The 20106-nt window shown below is 68.2% G+C and carries 20 protein-coding genes; 6 read left to right on the top strand and 14 right to left on the bottom strand.

All coding sequences use genetic code 11. The features are described from left to right. Positions 1–2: 2 nt before the first annotated feature. Positions 3–848 carry an outer membrane beta-barrel protein gene (locus OXR60_RS03195; protein ID WP_267393964.1) on the top strand — a complete coding sequence of 282 codons (846 nt, stop codon included), beginning with the start codon at positions 3–5 and terminating at the stop codon, positions 846–848. Positions 849–966: 118 nt separating this feature from the next. Here OXR60_RS03195 and OXR60_RS03190 read toward each other — a convergent pair whose 3' ends face one another. Continuing rightward, positions 967–1662, bottom strand: coding sequence for a GcrA family cell cycle regulator (locus tag OXR60_RS03190; RefSeq protein WP_267393962.1), 696 nt, complete (start codon positions 1660–1662; stop codon positions 967–969). A 62-nt stretch (positions 1663–1724) separates the two neighbouring features. Between OXR60_RS03190 and OXR60_RS03185 the strand changes: the two genes are divergently transcribed. Both OXR60_RS03185 and OXR60_RS03180 read left to right on the top strand, forming a co-directional pair. Next, positions 1725–2579 (top strand): ABC transporter permease, encoded by an 855-nt coding sequence (locus OXR60_RS03185; RefSeq protein WP_267393960.1) that lies wholly within the window; start codon positions 1725–1727, stop codon positions 2577–2579. A gap of 26 nt (positions 2580–2605) precedes the next feature. Then, the gene (locus OXR60_RS03180; protein ID WP_267393959.1) at positions 2606–3856 is read left to right on the top strand and encodes a serine hydrolase; all 1251 of its coding nucleotides are present in this window, start codon (positions 2606–2608) and stop codon (positions 3854–3856) included. Between the two features lie 9 nt (positions 3857–3865). Here OXR60_RS03180 and OXR60_RS03175 read toward each other — a convergent pair whose 3' ends face one another. The 3 genes from OXR60_RS03175 to OXR60_RS03165 are packed head-to-tail and all read right to left on the bottom strand — an operon-like array spanning position 3866 to position 6251. Continuing rightward, positions 3866–4654, bottom strand: a complete 789-nt coding sequence (locus OXR60_RS03175) for a LysR family transcriptional regulator (RefSeq protein WP_267393957.1) — start codon at positions 4652–4654, stop codon at positions 3866–3868. Further along, entirely contained in the window at positions 4651–5049 is a 399-nt protein-coding gene (apaG, locus tag OXR60_RS03170; RefSeq protein WP_267393955.1) for a Co2+/Mg2+ efflux protein ApaG, read from the bottom strand. The genes OXR60_RS03175 and apaG overlap by 4 nt, the downstream gene beginning before the upstream one ends. Further along, the gene (locus tag OXR60_RS03165; RefSeq protein WP_267393949.1) at positions 5046–6251 is read right to left on the bottom strand and encodes an aminotransferase class I/II-fold pyridoxal phosphate-dependent enzyme; all 1206 of its coding nucleotides are present in this window, start codon (positions 6249–6251) and stop codon (positions 5046–5048) included. The genes apaG and OXR60_RS03165 overlap by 4 nt, the downstream gene beginning before the upstream one ends. A 79-nt stretch (positions 6252–6330) precedes the next feature. Between OXR60_RS03165 and OXR60_RS03160 the strand changes: the two genes are divergently transcribed. Together OXR60_RS03160 and OXR60_RS03155 are read left to right on the top strand one after the other, a co-directional pair. Continuing rightward, a complete protein-coding gene (locus OXR60_RS03160; protein ID WP_267393946.1) occupies positions 6331–7584 on the top strand; it encodes a phospholipid carrier-dependent glycosyltransferase in 1254 nt (417 codons plus the stop codon). 320 nt (positions 7585–7904) lie between these two features. Beyond that, positions 7905–8231: a DUF962 domain-containing protein gene (locus OXR60_RS03155; protein ID WP_267393944.1), complete on the top strand. Its 327-nt coding sequence runs from the start codon at positions 7905–7907 to the stop codon at positions 8229–8231. A gap of 68 nt (positions 8232–8299) precedes the next feature. Here the strand turns inward: OXR60_RS03155 and OXR60_RS03150 are convergent, their stop codons facing one another. Next, positions 8300–8641, bottom strand: a complete 342-nt coding sequence (locus OXR60_RS03150; RefSeq protein WP_267393943.1) for a hypothetical protein — start codon at positions 8639–8641, stop codon at positions 8300–8302. A 261-nt stretch (positions 8642–8902) separates the two neighbouring features. Between OXR60_RS03150 and OXR60_RS03145 the strand changes: the two genes are divergently transcribed. After that, positions 8903–9385: a hypothetical protein gene (locus tag OXR60_RS03145; RefSeq protein ID WP_267393941.1), complete on the top strand. Its 483-nt coding sequence runs from the start codon at positions 8903–8905 to the stop codon at positions 9383–9385. An 81-nt stretch (positions 9386–9466) separates the two neighbouring features. Here the strand turns inward: OXR60_RS03145 and OXR60_RS03140 are convergent, their stop codons facing one another. The 9 genes from OXR60_RS03140 to OXR60_RS03100 form a co-directional block, all read right to left on the bottom strand. Further along, positions 9467–10564, bottom strand: coding sequence for a glycosyltransferase family 2 protein (locus OXR60_RS03140; protein WP_267393939.1), 1098 nt, complete (start codon positions 10562–10564; stop codon positions 9467–9469). Continuing rightward, on the bottom strand, positions 10561–11607 hold the full coding sequence (leuB, locus tag OXR60_RS03135; protein WP_267393937.1) for a 3-isopropylmalate dehydrogenase: 1047 nt from the start codon (positions 11605–11607) through the stop codon (positions 10561–10563). The genes OXR60_RS03140 and leuB overlap by 4 nt, the downstream gene beginning before the upstream one ends. 28 nt (positions 11608–11635) lie before the next feature. Beyond that, positions 11636–12367 carry a DNA repair protein RecO gene (gene recO, locus OXR60_RS03130; protein WP_267393935.1) on the bottom strand — a complete coding sequence of 244 codons (732 nt, stop codon included), beginning with the start codon at positions 12365–12367 and terminating at the stop codon, positions 11636–11638. Between the two features lie 46 nt (positions 12368–12413). Then, a complete protein-coding gene (locus OXR60_RS03125; RefSeq protein WP_267393933.1) occupies positions 12414–13295 on the bottom strand; it encodes a GNAT family N-acetyltransferase in 882 nt (293 codons plus the stop codon). Beyond that, on the bottom strand, positions 13292–14242 hold the full coding sequence (locus OXR60_RS03120) for a polysaccharide deacetylase (RefSeq protein ID WP_267393931.1): 951 nt from the start codon (positions 14240–14242) through the stop codon (positions 13292–13294). The genes OXR60_RS03125 and OXR60_RS03120 overlap by 4 nt, the downstream gene beginning before the upstream one ends. 68 nt (positions 14243–14310) lie before the next feature. Continuing rightward, entirely contained in the window at positions 14311–17025 is a 2715-nt protein-coding gene (locus OXR60_RS03115; RefSeq protein ID WP_267393929.1) for a DUF3857 domain-containing protein, read from the bottom strand. Between the two features lie 161 nt (positions 17026–17186). Continuing rightward, complete coding sequence (uvrC, locus tag OXR60_RS03110; protein WP_267393927.1) at positions 17187–19109, bottom strand: excinuclease ABC subunit UvrC; 1923 nt, start codon at positions 19107–19109, stop codon at positions 17187–17189. A 50-nt stretch (positions 19110–19159) separates the two neighbouring features. Continuing rightward, on the bottom strand, positions 19160–19597 hold the full coding sequence (locus tag OXR60_RS03105; RefSeq protein ID WP_267393925.1) for a hypothetical protein: 438 nt from the start codon (positions 19595–19597) through the stop codon (positions 19160–19162). A gap of 77 nt (positions 19598–19674) precedes the next feature. Continuing rightward, positions 19675–19995, bottom strand: coding sequence for a multidrug efflux SMR transporter (locus OXR60_RS03100; RefSeq protein ID WP_267393924.1), 321 nt, complete (start codon positions 19993–19995; stop codon positions 19675–19677). Positions 19996–20106 lie beyond the last annotated feature (111 nt).

The raw sequence follows: 20106 nt of genomic DNA, 5'->3' as shown, positions 1-20106 counted from the left end.
CGATGCGTACCTTCACCGCCGGCCTGCCGATCCTGCTCGCCGCCACCGCCGTGGCCATGCCAGCTGCTGCCCAGCAAGTTTCCGACGATGCGCCGTTCAGCGGCCTCTACGTCGGTGCGGCGGGAGGCTATGACGTACAGCCCAACGATGTCGGCTCCTCGATCCTGTTCGACCGCAACCTCGATGGCGCATTCGGCGATACGGTGACCACCGCCGCTGGCGCCAACGCCTTTTCGCCCGGCTTCTGCAACGGCGCCGGCCGTGGCGCGCAGCCGGCGCTCGGCGGCTGCCGCAACGACAAGGATGGCTGGGCTTATTACGGCCGGGTCGGCGCGGACGCGCAGCGCGGCAACATCGTGGTCGGCCTGGTCGGCGAGTTCGGCAAGAGCGAGATCAGCGACAGCGTGACCGGCTTTTCCACCACGCCGGCCAATTACGTCATGACGCGCAGCGTCGGCTGGGAGGCATCGGCGCGTGGTCGCATCGGCTATGCCGCCAATACCACCCTGTTCTACGGCACCTTTGGTCCCGGCTATGCCAGGATCGACCGCAGCTTCACCACCACCAACACCGCCAACGCCTTCAGCCAGAGCGGCCGGCGCAACCAGTTCGGCATCACGGGTGGTGGCGGGATCGAGCAGAAGCTCGGCGAGCATTTCTCGATCGGGATGGAATATATGTTCCATCAATATCAGGACGACGATTATCGCGTTCGCGCGACCGCGGGCACCGCACCGGCGACCAATCCGTTCATCCTCGCTCCCAATACGGCAGGCACCGATTTCAAGCGCTCGGACGACACGTTCCGATGGCACTCGCTACGCGCCACGGCCGCGTTCCGCTTCTGATCATGCAGCAAGAGGCCCGGCCGTCGCAACGACGGCCGGGCCTTCTGTTGTTCGGACGTGCCGGGCAGGCGCCCGCTACGATCGACGTGCCGGCGGCCTAACGCTGTCGGCCGGCCAATCAGCGGACCCGCGGACCACCGAACGGCAGCGGCGGCGGCGGACGACGATCGCGGCGCGGCAGCTGCGCCTGGTAAGCGTGGCCGCAATGCGCGACGCAATAGGGGAACCCCGGGTTCACCTTGTCGCCGCAGAAGTGGAAGTCCGGCTCGCCCGGATGGCCGAGCGGCCATTTGCAGATGCGATCGTTGAGATCGAGCAGGCTGGTCTTGCCGGCCATATCCGCCGATGGCTTGGCGGGAACCAGGCGACGCGGCGGCGCCGGGGTTGCCGGCGGCTGCTGCTCGCCGGGCGACTGGCGGACAAAGCCACCTGGGCCGACCGAGCGCATCACCGGCTCGTCGCGCTTGACGGGTGCCGGCGCGGGAGCCGCTTCGCGCTCCGCCTCGGCATCATCCTCTTCCTCATCGTCGTTGAGGTCGAAGGGCGGCGGCACCGGCGTGGCCGGCTGCGGCACCGGCTCGACCGGCGCGGGTGCAGGCGCCGCAGCGGCGACGACATCGGGCTCCGCGGCGGGCTTGCCGTCCGTCTCGTTCGCCTTCACCGGCGACGGACGTGATTGCAGCCCCAGGCGATGAGCCTTGCCGATCACCGCGTTGCGGCTGACGCCGCCCAGCGCTTCGGCGATCTGGCTGGCGGTCTGGCCGCCCTCCCACATCGTCCTGAGCGTTTCGATCCGCTCGTCAGTCCACGACATTCTTGCTTCCTCGTTCGGCGCCGGGTTGCGGGCGACTGCGGCTGCGGTTACCCGCACAAGCCATGAGCAGCCATCCCCCCATCGGCGAAATTCGTTCGGCGATCCGGGCCGAACCAGGCGTACCGGTCATCCGGAACGTCAATTGGGGCGGCCTGAAGACCCTCTATATCAAGGAGGTCCGCCGGTTCTTCAAGGTCCACCTCCAGACGGTGTGGGCGCCGGCGATCACAACGCTGCTGTTTCTGGTGGTATTCACCATCGCCACCGGCGCAAAACGGCCGGTGCTGGTGGGCGGCGTCACCATCCCCTTTGCCGATTTCATCGCGCCCGGGCTGATCATCAGCCAGGGGATGATGGGCCCGGCGTTCGCCAATGCGAGCTTCTCGCTGCTGGTCGGCAAGATCCAGGGCACGATCGTCGATTATCTGCAGCCGCCGTTGTCGACGCTTGAGCTGCTCAGCGCATTGGTGGGCGGGGCGATGACCCGGGCGTTCATCGTCGGCTTCATCTGCTGGTGCGCGATGGCCCTGTGGCCCGACGTGCATGTCACCCCGTCGCATCCGCTCGCGGTACTGTGGTTCGGCTTCCTCGGCGCGGCGTTCCTGTCGTTCCTCGGCGTGCTCACCTCGATCTGGGCGGAGAAGTTCGACCATGCCGCAGCGGTGACCAATTTCGTGATCGCACCGCTGTCGCTGCTCTCGGGCACCTTCTACTCGGTCGACAAGCTCGCCCCCGCGTTCCGCGCGTTCAGCCACGCCAATCCGTTCTTCTACATCATCTCCGGCTTTCGCTACGGCTTCCTCGGTACCGCCGATTCGCCGGTGATGCTCGGCAGCATCATCATCTTGGGCATCGACATCGCACTCGCGGCCCTGTGCTTCACGCTGCTGAAGCGCGGCTGGAAGCTCAAGAACTGATGGCTGCCGCGGCGATCGCTGCGCTGATGCTCGTGGCCGCTCCCGCCGGTCAAGCCACGACAGCGGCGCCGACTGCCCAGCCGGCGGATGCCGCCGTACGCATACAGGCCGAGGCACTGATTGCCGTGCTCGCCGGCCACGGCGGCTATGACCGTTACTTCGCGACGAGCTTCCGCGATGCGGTGCCGCGCAGCCGGCTCGACCCGCTGCTCGCGCAGCTGCGCGCCACGCTCGGCGAGCCGAAAGAGATCGAGACGCTCACCCCCGAGGGTCGGTGGAGTGCGATGCTGGTGGTGCGCTATACCCGTGGCACCGCGACCATGCGGCTGGCCGTCGAGCCGGCGGCGCCACATGCGGTGAGCGGATTGCTGATCACCGGCACCGCGGCGCAGGATGACAGCCTCGGCCGGATCGAAGCCGAGATCAAGGCGCTTCCCGGCAGCGCTGGGCTCGGCCTTTACGCACTGACTGACGGATCGCCGACGCCGGTGCTCGCGATCAACGCGCAGGCGGCGGCGCCGCTCGGCTCCGCGTTCAAGCTCTGGGTTCTCGCCGAGGCCGCGCGTCAGGTAGCGTCCGGCGAACGGCATTGGGGCGACGTGGTGCCACTCGGCGCGCCGTCGCTGCCGTCGGGTATCCTGCAATTGTGGCCGCCGGCGACGCCGATGACGTTGCAGGCGCTGGCGACGCTGATGATCTCGATCAGCGACAACACCGCGACCGACACGCTGGTGACGCTGCTCGGCCGCGACCGGATCGATGCGTTGGCCGCGGCGAATGGCGGCAGCACACCGGTGCTGACCACCCGCGAAGCCTTCGTGCTCAAGACCGATGCCGCGCTGCGCGGGCAGTGGCAGGCGGCTGATGCCGCCGGGCGGCGGGCGTTGCTCGACCGCCAGAAGTCAGCGATCGGCGCCGCGCCGCTCGATCCAACCATCTTCGCCGGCGATCCACTCGCCATCGACAGCGTCGAATGGTTCGCGAGCCCACGCGCCATCGCCGGGCTGTTCGACCAGCTGCGCCACGGCAGCGACACGGTGCGGGCGATCCTCGCGGTCAACCACGGCGCCGACCCCGGCACCGCCGCGCGGCTTGGCTATCTCGGGTTCAAGGGCGGCTCGGAACCCGGCGTGCTCACGCTGAACTTCCTTGCCCAGGCGAAAGACGGCCGCTGGTATGCAATTGCCGGCAATTGGCACCGCACCGACGGACAGATCGACGAGGTGAAGTTCCTCGGGCTGATGTCGCGGGTGCTGGCGCTGGTCGCTGCGCGCTGACCGATCGGCTCAGGCGGTCAACGCCGCAACCAGCGCCTTGACCTTGGCCTGGCGCCATTGCGGCAGCGGCGCGACTAGCCAGTAGCCGAACCGCGACGGCTGCGGATCGCCGATTACCGTGACGCGCCCAGCGGCAATGTCTGCCGACGCCAGCATTTCGGGTACCGTCGCCCGGCCGAGCCCGGCGGACACCGCGTCGATCGCGAGCCCGGCATCGGCGACCTGGACCAACGCGGTGCCGCCGCTGCTCGGCGCGCCGTGCCAGCCGATCGTGGCGTCGCCGCCGCCGGGCGCGACGATCGTTACCATGCCTTCCGATTCGAGCGCCTCTCCCTCATGCTCGCCGGGCCCCTCGCCCCAGCGGATCGCGAGATCGAGATTGGCCTCGGTGAAGTCCACCGCGTCGTCGGCTGCGATCAGCACGAAGCGGAGATCGCCGTCGCCGGCGGCGACCTCGGCGAGCCGCGGCATCAGCCATTTCACCGTCAGGTCGCGCGGGGCGGCGATGGTCAGCGACTTGGAGGACTGCCCCGCCTGCATCGCCCGCACCGCCTCCTCGAACTGGAGGAAACCACCGCGCAAGGCACCAAGGCCCGCCTCGGCCTCGGCGGTGAGCTCGAGCCCGCGGGTGGTGCGGCGGAACAGCACCACGCCGAGCGTGTCCTCAAGCGCCCGGATCTGCTGGCCGACCGCGGCCGGCGTCACCGCGAGTTCGTCGGCGGCGCGAGTGAACGACAGGTGACGCGCCGCAGCGTCGAGGACGCGCAGGCCATTGAGGGGAAGATGGGTGCGCTTCACGACGACACCGCCGGCGCCAGCAGGCTGAACCGGGGGATCGCGACGTCGAAGTGCGCGCCGTCTTCCGAGATCATCCGGTAGCTGCCCTCCATCGCCCCGGTCGGCGTCGCCAACGGGCAGCCGGAGACGTAATCGTAGCTCGCGCCCGGCTCGATCAGCGGCTGCTCGCCGACCACACCCTCACCCTCCACCGAATGGCGGGCGCCGCGGCCGTCGGTGATCACCCATTGCCGGGCGAGCAACTGGACGGTGGCATCGCCCTCATTTTCGAGGCGGATGTGATAGGCCCAGAACCAGCGGCCGCGCGCCGGCTCGGACTGTTCGGGCAGATAGCTCACCGACACCCGGACGGTGACGCCATGGGTGGTCTGGGCGTGGGGGAAGAACTGCTTCACAGCCCGGCCTGGCGGAGCGCCTGGTCGAGGTCGTCGATCAGATCCTGCGGATCCTCGAGCCCGACGTTGAGGCGGAGCATGCCCTCGGTCACGCCCATCTCAAGCCTTTTGTCCTCGGCGACGCTGGCGTGGGTGGTGGAGGCGGGGTGGGTCATCAGCGAGCGCGAGTCGCCGATGTTGTTCGAGATATCGATCAGGGTGAGCGCGTCGAGCAGGGCGTGGGCCTGGGTGCGGTCCGCGACCTCGAAGGCGAAGATCGGGCCGGTCGCGTCCATCTGGCTCATCGCCAGCGCATGCTGCGGGTGGCTCGGCAGCCCGGGGTGGAGGATGCGCGGCACCCGGCTCTCGACGAACCGGCCGACCCGCACCGCATTCTCGGACTGGCGGCGGATGCGCAGGTCCAGCGTCTCCAGCCCCTTCAGCACCACCCAGGCGTTGAACGGCGACAGATTGGGGCCGGTGTTGCGGGTGAAGGGCAGCAGCGTGTTGGTGATGAAATCCTCGGTGCCGCACACCGCGCCGGCGAGCACCCGGCCCTGCCCGTCCATCATCTTGGTCGCCGAATAAGCGGTAACGTCGGCGCCGAACTCCATCGGCCGCTGCAAGGCCGGGGTGGCGAAGGCATTATCGACCACCGAGGTGATGCCGTGGCGGCGGGCGATGGCGCAGACCGCGCGCAGGTCGACGACATCCATCGTCGGGTTGGCCGGGGTCTCGAAGAAGAACACCTTGGTATTGGGCCGGATCGCATCCTCAAATTGCTGCGGATCGCGGGCATCGACGACCGTGGTCTCGATCCCGAACTTGGGAAGCAGGGTATCGGTCAGCCAGCGGCACGAGCCGAACGCGGCGCGGCCGCCGACCAGATGATCGCCCGCCTGCAGCTGGCAGAGCAGCACCGCGGTCATCGCCGCCATGCCGGTCGCCATCGAGCGGCACGCCTCTGCGCCCTCCAACAGCGCGATGCGCTTCTCGAGCATCTCCACCGTCGGGTTCTGCAGCCGGGAATAGGTCATCCCCTCCTGCTCGCCGGCAAAGCGCGCCGCGGCGTCGCCCGCCTTGTCGTAGCTGTAGCCCGAGGTGAGGAACAACGCCTCCGACGTCTCGCCCCATTCGCTGCGCGCGGTGCCGCCGCGGATCGCGAGCGTCGCGGGGCGCCAGTTGGCGGTGATCGATCGGTCCTGGCCTGCCTTGCGCTTCATGGCCGCCGCTTTGCCGCTAACCGGCCAAAGCCGCAAGTACGCGACTTGCCAGCACGCCCGCCAACGGGAACAAGGGCGCGTGCTCGCCCCGCTCCGCCGCCCCCTCCCCGCCGCGCTCGGGCTCGGCCTGATCGCCGAGCTGCTGTTCGCGTGGCGGCTGACCGTGCCGCACAAGCTGGTGTTCGACGAGGTCCATTACGTCCCCGCCGCGCAGACGCTGCGCAGCCTCGCCGGACCGGTCAACATCGAGCACCCCTTGTTGGGCAAGACGCTGATCGCGCTCGGCATCACGCTGTTCGGCGACAATCCGCTCGGCTGGCGGGCGCTGTCGACGCTCGCCGGCACCGCGGTGGTGGTCGGCGTGTTCGCGATCCTGTGGCTCGGCCTACAGCGCCTGCGCCCGGCGGTGATCGGCGCCACCCTGACAATTCTCAACTTCACCGTGTTCATCCAGGCGCGGATCGCGATGCTCGACGGCTTCATGGCGGCCTTTGTCGTGCTCGCGCTCGCGGCGATGCTGTGGTCGATGCGCGGCGGCAGCAGCAGCCAGGTCTGGCGGCGCTGGCTGCTCGCCGCCGTGCTGCTCGGCCTCGCTGTCGGCGTCAAATGGACCGCCGCGCCCTATGTGGCCTTTGCCGCGCTCGCCTTCCTGCTGCTGCGCCGCAGCCGGCCCGATCGCTGGCCGGGGCTGGCGCCGCTGCCCGCGCTGGCGGCGCTCGGCCTCGTCAGCATCCTCACCTATTTCCTGACCTTCTGGCCGGCCTTTCTCTACCGCACCGAGCCGCTGACGCTCGCGACCCTGCTGCCGTTCCAGGCGGTCATGTACGCTCAGCAGACCCAGGTGCTGCCGCCGCACACCTATCAGTCGAGCTGGTGGAGCTGGCCGCTCGACCTCAGGCCGATCTGGTATCTCTACGAGCCCGCCGACGGCGCGCAGCGCGGCATCCTGATGCTCGGCAACCCGGTGGTGATCTGGGGCGGGCTGGTCGCGGTGCTGCTGTGCCTGACAAACTGGGTGCGCGCCCGGCGGACGCCAACGACGGCGACCGCGAGCGGCGCGGCGGCGGCGCTGTGGATCGCCAGCCTGGCGATGTGGGCGATCATCCCCAAGTCGCTCGGCTTCTTCTATTATTACTATCTGTCGAGCATCTGGCTCGGCATCGTCATCGCGGTGGCGCTCGATCACTGGCGCGCGCGCCTCGGCGACTGGGACGAGGCGGTGCTGCTCGCCGCGGCGGTGCTGTTCGTCCACTTCTACCCGATCATCGCCGCCACGCCGCTCGCCGCGCCGGGGTCGTTCCACCGCTGGATGTGGCTCAAGAGCTGGGTCTGACGAGACGCAGAAAACGGCGGAAATCCGCCGAAGGTCTCACGAAAGTCACACCTGCGCGAGAGCGCGATCCCGCGGGCGAAGTTGAGGAAGTTGAGATCATGCGCGGGGATGATCCGGCGCGATCGTTTCCGTTCATGCGACCATGAGAAAGAGCGGGAATAGGTTGCGGGCAAGGTATCAAGACCGGGGCGTGTAGGACAGCGGATTGTCGGCGGCGTTGCCGCGCCGACGACGGCGGACGGCGGTGCGGTTCCCGATTGCGGGCGCAGCGGCCGCGCGGCATGATCCCCCTGCCGCAACCCCAGCCGAACGGACGAGAGATGAGCCGCATCGCCAGCTTCGCCGACTTCTGGCCTTATTACCTGCGCGAGCACAGCAAGCCCGCCACCCGCGCGCTGCATTATGCCGGCACGACGCTGGTGCTCGCCTGCCTGGTCGCCGGGATCGTCACCGGGCATTGGCGATTGTTCGTGCTGATGCCGGTGTGCGGCTATCTGTTCGCCTGGATCGCGCATTTCGCGATCGAGCGGAACCGGCCGGCGACGTTTCAATACCCGTTGTGGAGCCTGGCGGCTGATTTCGTGATGTATGGCTGTTGGGTGAGCGGGCGGATGGGGCGGGAGCTTGCGCGGGCTGGGGTCCGGTAACGCCGAATTGCGGACACTCAGCTATGTGATACCAACATCCTGTGGAGCACGGATATCGCAGCCTCTCGTTAATTCCGCCCGATCGGCGTCTGTTCGAGCGATCGAAGGTCAACACCGCCCTCAACCTCTAGCTTATGCAGGTAGATTCGATTTGCTGCATCAAGCTGATTTTGAAAGTTGGCAAGGTGAACTGACGTCAACGTTCCGCCATCCTCGCGCTGTTGCTCCAGCGCAGCTTTTCTGATCGATAGCAGCGTACGTTTGTGACCCGCATTGATCCCATAGATACATTGCGCAGAAGCCGAACACAGGCCGTATCTGTAGTCGGACTCAAACTGTTGCGCTTGAACGACTATCGGGCTGACCAAGGTTGCAAGGGCCAAGCTTAATGTTGCACCAGCGGTTCGCATCTCAAAGCTCCTGGTAAGGCAAGCAACAGAATAGGTGACTCTGCAAGATTGTCTATCCAGAACGGCTTGGCCAAGCGATCGATCCGGATGGTCCTTCCGCAATCCATCAAATCCGGCCATTCCCGAAACAGCAACCCTAACGGGAAAGCTGCCGTTCCGCAGTCGCCCATATGCGGACATTGCCCGTGACAGGTCGGACCGCCGGTAACAAACATTGACCGCTCCCGATCAGGCGGTAGGCTGGCCTTTTAGGAAGCCATAATGCGCAAGGCAATACTAGCATCCGCCTCAACCGTGTCGGCCATATTCCTTTTCACTCACAATGTATCAGCGCAACTTCCTCCTCCCCCGCCTCCCGGTTTTCCGGACTACGTTCACTTACTTGATGACGCATATAACAAGCAGGACATTATCGCCTATGGTAATTTGTTCCGGGAAGACGTGAGAGTCTTTGTTGATGGATTACTTGTCGCAAGTGGGCGACCTTTGTATCTCGAGCGGATCAAAGCGGAATTTAAGCGTAACCTGTACGTCTCCACCTTGTCATGGGCGCAAGGATCGCAGATCTTAACGATGCAATCGGTACGCGGCTGTATCCCTGAACATCCTGACCCGAATACGGTTTATCATGGCTGCGGTTGGGCGGTTGCTGTTCGTTACGATCTGGCAGGCGATCACAAGATCGCCGCGGTTCATATTTTAGAAGCCGAGCAAGCCTGGAATATACACGATACGGCGAAATGAAACGCGTAGGCTAGCGCTTCTTTGGCGAGATCGGGCGTCGAATAGCTGCCCTTCGGCAAACCACCACAATCTGCCTTCCGCTCAGTACCTTCCCCACACAAACCGCGACGATAGCGCGTAATTCCACACCGCGCCGACCAGCACGCCGATCAGCGCCGAGGCGGCGATGCCGCCGCTGCGGGCGTCGTGGACGAAGGCGGCGATGCCGACGTTGGCGACCAGCCCCACCGAGCAGACCGCGCAGAACGATACCCAGCCGTCGAGCAGCTGGCGCCAGCCCTTGAGGCGGCGGTCGCGGTAGGTGAGCGTGTTGTTGAGGACGAAGTTGAAGGTCATCGCCGCGAGCGCGCCGAGCAATTGCGCGGCGATGAAATCGGCGCCGGCGAGCATGGCGAGGCCGAGCACGCTCATGTGCACCCCCACCCCCATCACGCCGATGCCGGAAAACATCGCGAAGCGCACGGGGACGAGATGGCCGAACATCCGGTCGTAGAGCGCGATCAGATATTCCATCGCCACCACGTGATCGAGCTTGGACTCGCCCTCGGTGCGCACCCGGAAGGTGTAGGGCAGCTCGGCGAAGCGCAGCGGCTCGGCGCTGGTGGTCATCAGATCGAGCAGGATCTTGAAGCCGATCGCCGACAGCTCGGGCGCGAGGCGGCGGGCATGGATGGTGCGGATCGCAAAGAAGCCGCTCATCGGATCGGACAGGTCGCCCTTGAGCACGCGGCGCGACAGGCGGGTGGCGAGCGCGGACTTGGCGACGCGGTCGCGGTCCCACTCGCCGGTGCCGCCGCCGTCGACAAAGCGCGAGCCGACGACGAGGTCGAGCGCTTCGTCGCGCTGGAGCAGGTCGAGCATCGCCGGCAGCAGCGTCTCGTCATGCTGGAGGTCGCCGTCGATCACCGCGACCACCGGCGCCGCGGTCGCGCACATCCCCTCGATACACGCCGACGACAGGCCGCGCCGGCCGAAGCGCTGGATCACCCGCACCCGAGGGTCGGCGCGGCCGAGCTCGCGCGCGGCGTCGGCGGTGCCGTCCGGGCTGTCGTCGTCGACGACGATCGCTTCCCAGCGGCGCCCGGCGAGCGCCGCGTCGAGCCGGGCGATCAACGTCGGCACATTGGCGCGCTCGTTGAAGGTCGGGATGACGACGGCGATCTCGAGCAGGTCGCTCACAGGTGCGCGATCACCGCATCGCCCATCGCGCCGGTCGAGAGGCTGCCGCCGAGATCGGGGGTGCGCGCGCCGCCGAGGATCGCGGCGGCGACCGCGGCGTCGATCCGGTCGGCGGCCTCGGGCATAGCCAGCGAGTGGCGCAGCATCATCGCCGCCGAGAGGATCGCGGCGCACGGGTTGGCCTTGCCCTGGCCGGCGATGTCGGGCGCCGAGCCGTGGATCGGCTCATACAGGCCCTGGCCGGTAGTGTTGAGCGTCGCCGAAGGCAGCATGCCGATCGAGCCCGCGCACATGCTCGCCTGATCGGAGAGGATGTCGCCGAACAGATTGCCGGTGACGATGACGTCGAACTGGCCGGGGTTGCGCACCAGCTGCATCGCGGCATTGTCGACATACATGTGGCTGAGCTCGACATCGGGATAGTCGACCGCGGTCTCGATCACCACGTCGCGCCAGAGCTGCGAGGTTTCGAGGACATTGGCCTTGTCGATCGAGCAGAGCTTGCCGCGGCGGCCACGCGCGGTCTCGAAGCCGACGCGGGCGATGCGGGCGACCTCGTCCTCGTCATAGGACATCAGGTCATAGCCCTCGCGGCGGCCGGCGGCGGTGGTGCGCATGCCCTTGTCGCCGAAATAGACGTCGCCGTTGGTCTCGCGGACGATGACGAGGTCGATCGCGCCGGCGACCTCGGGGCGGAGCGCCGAGGCGTCCTCGAGGCCCTTGAACAGCGTGGCGGGGCGGAGATTGGCGAACAGGCCGAGCTCCTTACGCAGGCCGAGGATCGCCTGTTCGGGGCGGAGCGCGCGCTCGAGCGTGTCGCAGCGCGGGTCGCCGACCGCGCCGAACAGCACCGCCGCGGCGCGGCGGGCGAGCGCGAGCGTTTCCGGGGGCAGCGGGTGGCCATGGGCGTGATAGGCGGCGCCGCCGACCGGCGCCTCCTCATAGGTGAGGTCGAGGCCGAGCGTGTCGAGCACGCGGCGCGCCTCGGCGGTGACTTCGGGGCCGATGCCGTCGCCGGCGAGGAGTGCGATCAGGGCTGCCATGCCGCCGCCCTTGCCGCGCCCGCCGCGCTCACGCAACCGCCCTTTTGAGCCGCTCGACCAGCCGCTCGCGCGCGACCAGCGGCTCAGCACGGCGATCGGTGAGCAGGTCACGGGCGAGGAAGTGGCCGGTGACGCGGGCGCCGGCGAGGATGTCGGGCCAGTCGGCGGCGCCGCCGTCGCGCAGGAACGGCGGCAGCGCGAACAGCTTGGCTTCGTAACCGCGCGCCGCGTCGTGGCTCACCGCGCCGCCGCTGCGCGGGCTGACATAGCCGAGGTCGTCGGTGGCGCCGGTCGCGGTGCAGCGCGCGAGATCGAGGCCGAAGCCCAATTCGGCGAGCACCAGCAGCTCGTAGCGGACCAGCGCCGCCGCCCAGCCGCGCGCCGCCGGCGCCGCCTCGATCGCGTCGAGCACGCCGCCGAGCCCGTCAAAGAGCCGCGGATAGGGCTGCGCCTCGGGGAGAACGGTGGCGGTGAGCGCGGTGGTCCATTCGAGCGCGGCGGCGGGGAGCGGCTCGCCGTGGAGCGCGGCCCGGCTGTGCACCAGCTCGGCGGTAAGCGCGGCGAGCTGCTCGCCGGTGCGCGCGCGCCATTCGCCGAGGATCGTGTTGGCGGGCTGCAGGATCGGGCGCATCTGGCGCGAGCGGCCGCCGCGGACATAGCCGGGCTGGACACCGTGATCGCGGGTCAGCGCGCGGACGATCGCGCCATGCTCGCCGTGGCCGCGAACGGCGATGACGATGGCGGGCGCGCGCAGGTGCATGGCGGCGCTATAGCCCGATGCGCGGCGATTGGGCAGGACTGGTTTGCTAGCGGCGAACCCTGGCCGCCAGCCCCGCCAGCGCCGGATGGCCGCCGGCGCGCTTGGCGAGCGCCGCGGCGCCGTCGAATGCGGTCAGCGCGCCCGCGGCGGCGCGGTTGGCGAGCGTCGGGCGCAGCAGCAGCAGATCGACGCAGGCGACCCCGGCGGAAGCGAACAGCCGCTTGTGCTGGCCGTCGCCCTCGAGGAAATCGAACAACGCGAACCGGTCGGCGAACAAGGCCTCGATCGCCGCGGCCTGGAGCAGCGTTCCCGGCGACAGATGCGCGAGCGCCGGATCGTGGCCGACGTGATCATAGCGCAGCGCGCTGCCCTGCGCGGTGCCGCACAGATAGGCGACCGGCTCGCCACCGATCAGCAGCAGCCACGCGCGCAGCTTGTCTGCCGCGGCGGCGGCCTGGAGATACGCCACCGACGGCGCGTCGACCGGCAGACCGGCGTCGAGCAGTCGCTCCTGATAGGTCCGCGCCGAAATGGCGCGGGCGAGCGGGTAGAAGGTCGCGAACTCGGCCGGGGTGCGATAGGCGCGCACCGCCATGCCGTGCGCCGCGGCCTTCTTGGTCTTGCGCCTCAGCGTCGACCGGGCGCTGGCGGAGAGGCTTGCCAGCCACGATTCGTGGCCGATGCCGAGATCGGTGTAATGGCGCACGTAGCGCTGGCGAACCTTGGCCGTGAGCCCCCCTGTCTGCAGCGCGGGCAGCGCCGCCGCGGGCAGCGAGGTGATCAGATAGCCGTCGCCGTCGAGGTCGGGGAGCCGCGGCGGCGTGCCGGCCAGCACCTCGTCAAGCGACAAGCGCAGCAGAACCAGATCGCGGGTAACGGTCGCCAGCGTTCGCGCGCCGAGCTGGAACGGCAAGGCCACCGCGCTCACGCCGCGCGCTCGGCCACCAGATTGGACCACAATTGCTCGGCCTGGCGCCAGCGACGGCGCAGCGCATTGGCGCGCAGCGGCACGTCATCGCGGCCGAGCGGCAGGTCGGGCCGGTCGGCGTAATGCATGGTCGGCAGCGACTCGCGCCGCTCGTCGAGCAGCTGGCACAGTTTCTCGAAGCGGCGGACATGGACGACATTGGCGCCGGTGCCGAGCCGGTTGGCGAGCTCGAAGCCGTGGCTGACGATCGTCAGCGCGGCATGGTCGTGCGCCGCGGCGTGGTCGAGCGCGGCGGCGGCCTCGGCGCTCGATAGCGCGCACAGCTGGAACGGCCGCCAGCAGCCGGGACTGTCTTCCACCACCGTCACCGGCACCTCGATCACCCGCGCCTTGAGCGGCGCGATCTGGCGCTGGGCGAGCCCGATCTGACTGTCGACGGGATCGCCGCCATTGTGGCTGCTGTCGTAGACGAAGCCGAGCGACGCCAGCGCGCGCAGCGTATCGTCATTGGCGGCATAACTGCCCGCACGAAACGCGATTGGCGATGGCGCGCCGGCCGCAACCAGCAGATCGCGCGCGCCCGCGATCAGCGCGCGCTGCTCGTCCAGATCATATTCGTGCATCTGGAAGCGGGCATAGCTCGCGCCGCGATCCCCTTCCCGCGCGCCTGCCCAGTTAGGATGGAGGTGAAGCTGCACCTCCTGCCCGGCGGCGAGCACGGTTTCCACCATTCGCCGCACCGGATCGAGACCGAACACCAGCGCCGGCATCGGATCGACGAAGAAGCAGGCCTTCAGCCCGTGGCGTTCGAGCAGCGCGAGCTGGTAGCTGAGCCCCACCCCGGCGGGCTCCAGCGACCGCTGGTAGATCGTCTCCAGGTCCAGCCCGGCGGCATGGTGCCGCCAGGTGAACTCGGTGTCGATCGTCAGGAACACGGGCGTCGGCATGATGCCTGCCTATCGCCTGCCCGTGAACAAATGGCAAAGCCGGGTTACGCAGCAATTCCCGGCGTCGATCAGGGCATGATCCCGAAGCGCTTGTAGGTTTCGTCAACGGTCGGCTCGATGGTGCGCGCCGCGATCAGATCGGATTTGGCCTCGGCCTTGCCCTGCTTGCCAAGGATGACCCCACGCATGAATAGGCTGGCCGCCTGCTCAGGCGCGACATCGAGCACCGCGGCGAGATCAGCGAGCGCATCGTCCATCCGGTTCATCCGAAAATAGACCATCGCCCGGCTGTCGAGCGCCGCCGTGGTGGATTCGCTGAGCTCGATCGACCGGGTGCAGTCCTTCAGCGCGGTATCGAGCGCGATGTTGAGCGTTCCCTTGATCCAGCAGCGGCCGTTGAGCAGATTGGCATTGCCCGGGCTGGCCGCAATCGCCTGATCGATCGTCGCCAGGGCGGCATCCTTGTCGCCGCCGCGAGCGAGAAGCTCGGCCTTCAGCTCCAGCATCGTCGGCTTGCCCTTGCCGCCGGCGTCGATGCGCTCTTGCACCAGCGCCAGCGCGGCATCCTTGTCGCCATGGTCCATCTCGAGCCGGGCGAGTTGATCGACGGTGTCTTCCGATGACGGATCGAGCTTCTGCGCGGCGACGAGATCCGCCAACGCCTCGTCCTTGTTGCCGGTCTCCTGGAACAGCCGCGCGCGCCACCGATAGGTCTCCGCGTCAGGCTTGATCGCGATGGCATGGCCAAGATCGGCGATCGCCTTGCCGCGCTCGTAGATCCGCTCCTGGAACCACGCCCGGCCGGTGTAGGAATAGGCCTCGTCCGGTTCGTCCTTCGCCGCCTGATCGTACAGCGCGATCGTCTTGTCGAAGGCATGCGCGCGCTTGCCGGCGGCGACCCGCTGGTAGAGCGACGGCAGCGACGAGGGCGCGACCAGGCTGAGCAACCGGCTCTTGGCGCCGGCTAGCCCCGCGCGGGTCGCGGCAATGTCGCCGGGCGCGACCTCGGCACCGCTGCCGGTGCTGCTCTCGTCGACCACCAGCCAGCCGCCGTCGTGCTTGATCGAGCGGGTGATGGTGGTGCCGGCGATCGGCGCTGCGAACTGCTGGTCGCCATCCACGGTGTAACCGGCGCCGCCGTCGGGCAGCTTGATCCGGGTGGTCGCGTGGAAATAGCCGGGCGCGCCGGTCGCCGCCGGTATCGCCTTCCAGGTCGTGCGCGAGCGATCGGGATCGAAGGTGAGATTGCTCACCGCGCGGTCGATGGTGGTACGATAGCGGCTGTCGACGCGGTTCCAGTCGGGATAGGCGATGCCGGTTGCCTTGACGATCGCGGTTCCGGTGGGCTCGTCATAGCTGATCGCGCTGGTGACGATCTTGGACGAGCCGACCAGCTTTTCGGCCAGCCCCTCGATGTCCTGCTTGCTGGCCTGCGCCTGGGCGGCGTGAATCGTCTCGGCGAGCCGCCCGCGCAGCGTCACCGTCGCGGTCATCGGCGCCGGCAGATTGACCCCGGCGCTCTCGTCGAGCTCGATTGCCATGTCGAGGTCGGGCCGGCCATTGGGCCGCATCGCGATCGGCATCAGCGCCGCGCCGACGGCGCGCACCGGCAGCACGTAGCGAAACGGCGGGGTGTCGTGGAGATCGGCCAGGCGGGCGCCATTGTCGGTCCCGTCGAGCCACAAGGTATCGCCTGCGACCGTCGCCTTGACCAGGACGTGATCAAACGCGCCGGGAGCCGGCAACCGCGTCGGCAGCAGATCGCCCAGCTGGCTGCTCGCCAGCACCGGCTCGGCGTCGATCGCCATCGCATGCAGCAGCGCGAGCAGCAGCACCGTCTTCGCCTTGCAATCGCCGTAGCGCAGCGACCAGGTCTGCGCCGGGGTCTGCGGGACGTAATTGCCCTGATCCATGCCGTTGAACAGGTAGCGCACCTGTTCCTGGACGAGCCGCAGCGCGAGGGCGGTTCGCTTGAGCGGATCGCTCTCCGCGGTCTTGATCCGTGTCACTTCGGCGGCGAGCGGGCTGCCGGGGGCGATCAGGCCGTCGGTCGCGTAGAGCGGCGCCATCACCGCCGCGACGCTCGCCCAGTCCGGAAAGCTCGACGCTTCGAGCAGCGACAGCTTGCGAAAGCGCATCGGCGCATCGGCGGGCAGCTCGGCCAGCTTGGGCAGCGGCAAGGCGAGCGTCAGCTCGTGATAGCCGCCGACATCGGCCTCGACCGGCGCCGCGCCGTCGGCGGAGACCTTCCAATGGACCTGGTCCGCCTTGGGCCACAACAGCCGCGCCCGGGCATAGCCGAGCCGCAACGGCAGCGTCTGCAGCCCGGTGAAGCCCTGCATCTGCCCCTTCAGCACGGCATCGCGGCGGGTGATCGAGAAGGTGAGATGGACGATGTCGCCGACGCGCAGCCCTTCGACCGGCATGGTCGCGGTAAGCATGCCATCGAGTTGGCGCTGTTCCAGCTGCTGCTCGCGGCGGATGACCGAAAAGCCCTTGCCGCTCTTGAGCAGATCGATGTGCTCGGTGCCGCGGATGATCTCGGCGCGATGAACGATCAGGTCGCCGCCCGCAGGCTGCCACGGCAGGCTGACGGTGCCCGCCTGGCCGAGCATCTCGCTGGTGGCGACGCGGGTGGCGACATCGGCATAGGTCCACACCTCGCCCCCCTGGAGCCGCTGCTGATTGTCGAGCAGCAGCACCACCGGCGAGGCATCGGTGACGGCCGCCGTGTCGATCGCCGGAGCCGGCTTCACCCAATCGGGCGCCGGCTGAAAAAGCACCTTGTCCGCCGCTTGGGCGCCGGCGCTGGACGCGCCGAGTAGAGCCAGAATGACCAGCCGTCGCATTGTCTTTGATGTCCCCCCTAAAACGGCGGCCAGTCTAGCCAGGGCCGGCGCCGCAGCAATGGGGAAAGATCGTGAAGATGCCCGCCGCCGCGTCCTTAGCGCGCGTGGTAGAAGTCGTAGACCTGCTGGGCGACGCCGGCGGAGACGCCCGGGGCCTTTTGAAGATCCTCGAGGCTGGCGTTGCGCACCGCGCGGCCGGTGCCGAAGTGCATCAGCAGCGCCTTCTTGCGCGCCGGGCCGATGCCCGGGACCTCGTCGAGCGGGCTGGTGCCGATCGCCTTGGAGCGCTTGTCGCGGTGAGCGCCGATCGCGAAGCGGTGGACCTCGTCGCGCAGCCGCTGGAGGTAGAACAGCAACGGCGCGTTGACCGGGAGCATCAGCTCGCGGCCATCCATCATGTGAAACACCTCGCGACCGTCGCGGCCGTGATGCGGGCCCTTGGCGACGCCGACCAGCGGCACGTCCTCGATGCCGAGATCCTCGAGCACCGCCTTGGCGGCGTTGAGCTGGCCGCGGCCGCCATCGAGCAGCACCAGGCTCGGCCATTCGCCGCCGTCGCGATCGGGATCCTCGGCCTGGGCACGGCTGAAGCGGCGGGTGAGCACCTCGCGCATCATGCCGAAATCGTCGCCCGGCGCCGTGTCCTTGTTCTTGATGTTGAACTTGCGATACTGGCCCTTGCGGAAGCCCTCGGGGCCCGCGACGATCATCGCGCCAACCGCGCTGGTGCCCTGGATATGGCTGTTGTCATAGACCTCGATCCGGTCGGGCGGCCCTTCCAGTTCGAACATGTCGGCGACCTCGCGCAGCAGCCGTGCCTGGGTGGTGCTTTCCGCCAAGCGGCGCTCGAGCGCCTCGACGGCGTTGCGCTTGGCCTGGTCCATCAGCCGGCGCCGGTCACCGCGCTGCGGCACCGACAGTGATACCTTGTAGCCGGCGCGCTCGCCGAGCGCCTCGCCGAGCAGCTCGCCCTCGCTCAGCTCGCGATCGAGCAGCACCGTCTTGGGCGGCGGCAGCTCCTCGTAGAATTGCATCAGGAAGCTGGTCATCACCTCTTCCTCCGGCACCTCGTTGGTATGCTGGGGGAAGAAGCTGCGATGGCCCCAATTCTGGCCGCCGCGGATGAAGAAGGCCTGGATACCGATCACGCCATCCTGGCAGGCGAGCGCGAACACATCGGCATCGCCGACGCCCTCGGCGTTGATCGCCTGGGTGCCCTGGACGAAGGTCAACGCCTTCAGCCGGTCGCGCAGCAGCGCGGCCAGCTCGAAATCCATGGTCTCCGCCGCGGCCTGCATCTGCGCGCCGAGCTTGGCCTGGACCTTGGTGGACTTGCCGCCGAGGAAGTCGCGGCAATCGTCGACCAGTTCCTGATACCCCTGCTTGTCGATGCGGCCGACGCATGGCGCCGAGCAGCGCTTGATCTGGTAGAGCAGGCACGGGCGGTCGCGCGTCTTGAAGAAGCCATCGGTGCAGGAGCGCAGCAGGAACAGCTTCTGCAGGGCATTGAGCGTGTTGTTGACGCTGCCGGCGCTGGCGAACGGGCCGTAGTAATTGCCTTGCGCGCGGCGGGCGCCGCGGTGCTTCTGGACGCGCGGGAAATCATGATCGCCGCGCAGCAGGATGAACGGGAACGACTTATCGTCGCGCAGCAGCACGTTATAGGCGGGTCTGTAGCGCTTGATCAGCTGCGCCTCGAGCAGCAGCGCCTCGGCCTCGTTGTTGGTGGTGACGATCGTCATCGAGCGGGTCTGCGCGATCATCCGCTGCAGCCGCTTCGACAGGCCCTTCACCTGGGTATAATTCGCCACTCGCTGCTTCAGCGAGCGCGCCTTGCCGACGTAGAGGACATCGCCCTTGGCATCCTGCATCCGGTAGACGCCGGAGCGGGTTGGCAATGTTTGCAGGACGTTACGGATCGCCGCTACGCCCGCATCAAGGTCGGGCGTGTCGCTGCCGCGCACCGCGAAGGTGGCGCGTTCTTCGTTGAATCGATCGGGGGGGCCGTAGCCGGACATGTCACGCCATGTAGGAGTCGCGGGCTCACGCGACTAGGGTTGATAAGGGTTTAGCGACCGATCGGCAGCGATCGCGGGGGCGCTTTTGCCGGCCGGAACGGGGTCACGGCGGCGAGATCGCGTTCGGTGCTGGCGAGCAGCGCGGCGGTGAGCTGACCGCCACTGAGCGGGGCGAGCTTGCGCAGCGACAGCGCCTTGAACTTGTCGATGTTGGGGTCGGTGCTGAGATCGGGCAGGTTGCGATCGAGCACCGCCTTGGCGGCGGGATCGGCGATCAGCGCGGCGATCGGCGTGTCGAGCGAGAAGGCCGCCGGAGCCGCCGTTGGCGTCGTCACCGGAGCCGCAGCGGCGGGCGCGGTCACGGCGTCGTCGGCGGGGATGTCGAGCGAGAATTTGTCGGCGGCGCTGGCGGCGGTCGACGGGGCTTGCTGCGCCCAGGCGGCGGTGGGCAGCAGGAGCATCAGCGGCAGCAACGGGCGGATCGACACGACGGGCACCTCGACTTGACCAGCCGCCTTCCTAACAGGTCGGCGGCGCAGCGGAAGACGGGTCAAGCCCGGCAGGTTCACCCCTGCGCGAACAGCTTGGTGCCGACCACGCCGATCACGGTCAGCGCCATGAAGCCGGCCTGGATCGTGCTCACCCGGTCACCGAACAGGAACACCCCGCCGATGATCACGCCAACCGCGCCGAGCCCGGTCCACACCGCATAAGCGGTGCCGGCCGGCAGCCCGCGCATCGCCAGCGCGAGCAGGCCCATGTTGACGAACGAGAGGACGATCGGGACGCTGGACGCCTGCCAGCTGGCATGGGTGGCCGCCCATTTGAGGCTGAGCGCCCAGCAGATCTCGGTAACGACGGCGACGGCAAGGATGACCCATGACATGGAGGATGCTCCTGTACGGGCTCAGGTCCAAGGCGCGCCGCCGGAAAACCGGGAAGAGACGGTGCGGGTGGTGGGGGATCGAGGTCCCGTCATCCCCGACCGCGCCGGGGA

This window comes from Sphingomonas sp. GC_Shp_5 (assembly GCF_026540855.1).
GTDB lineage: Bacteria > Pseudomonadota > Alphaproteobacteria > Sphingomonadales > Sphingomonadaceae > Sphingomonas.
This window is presented reverse-complemented; position numbering and strand designations above follow the sequence as displayed.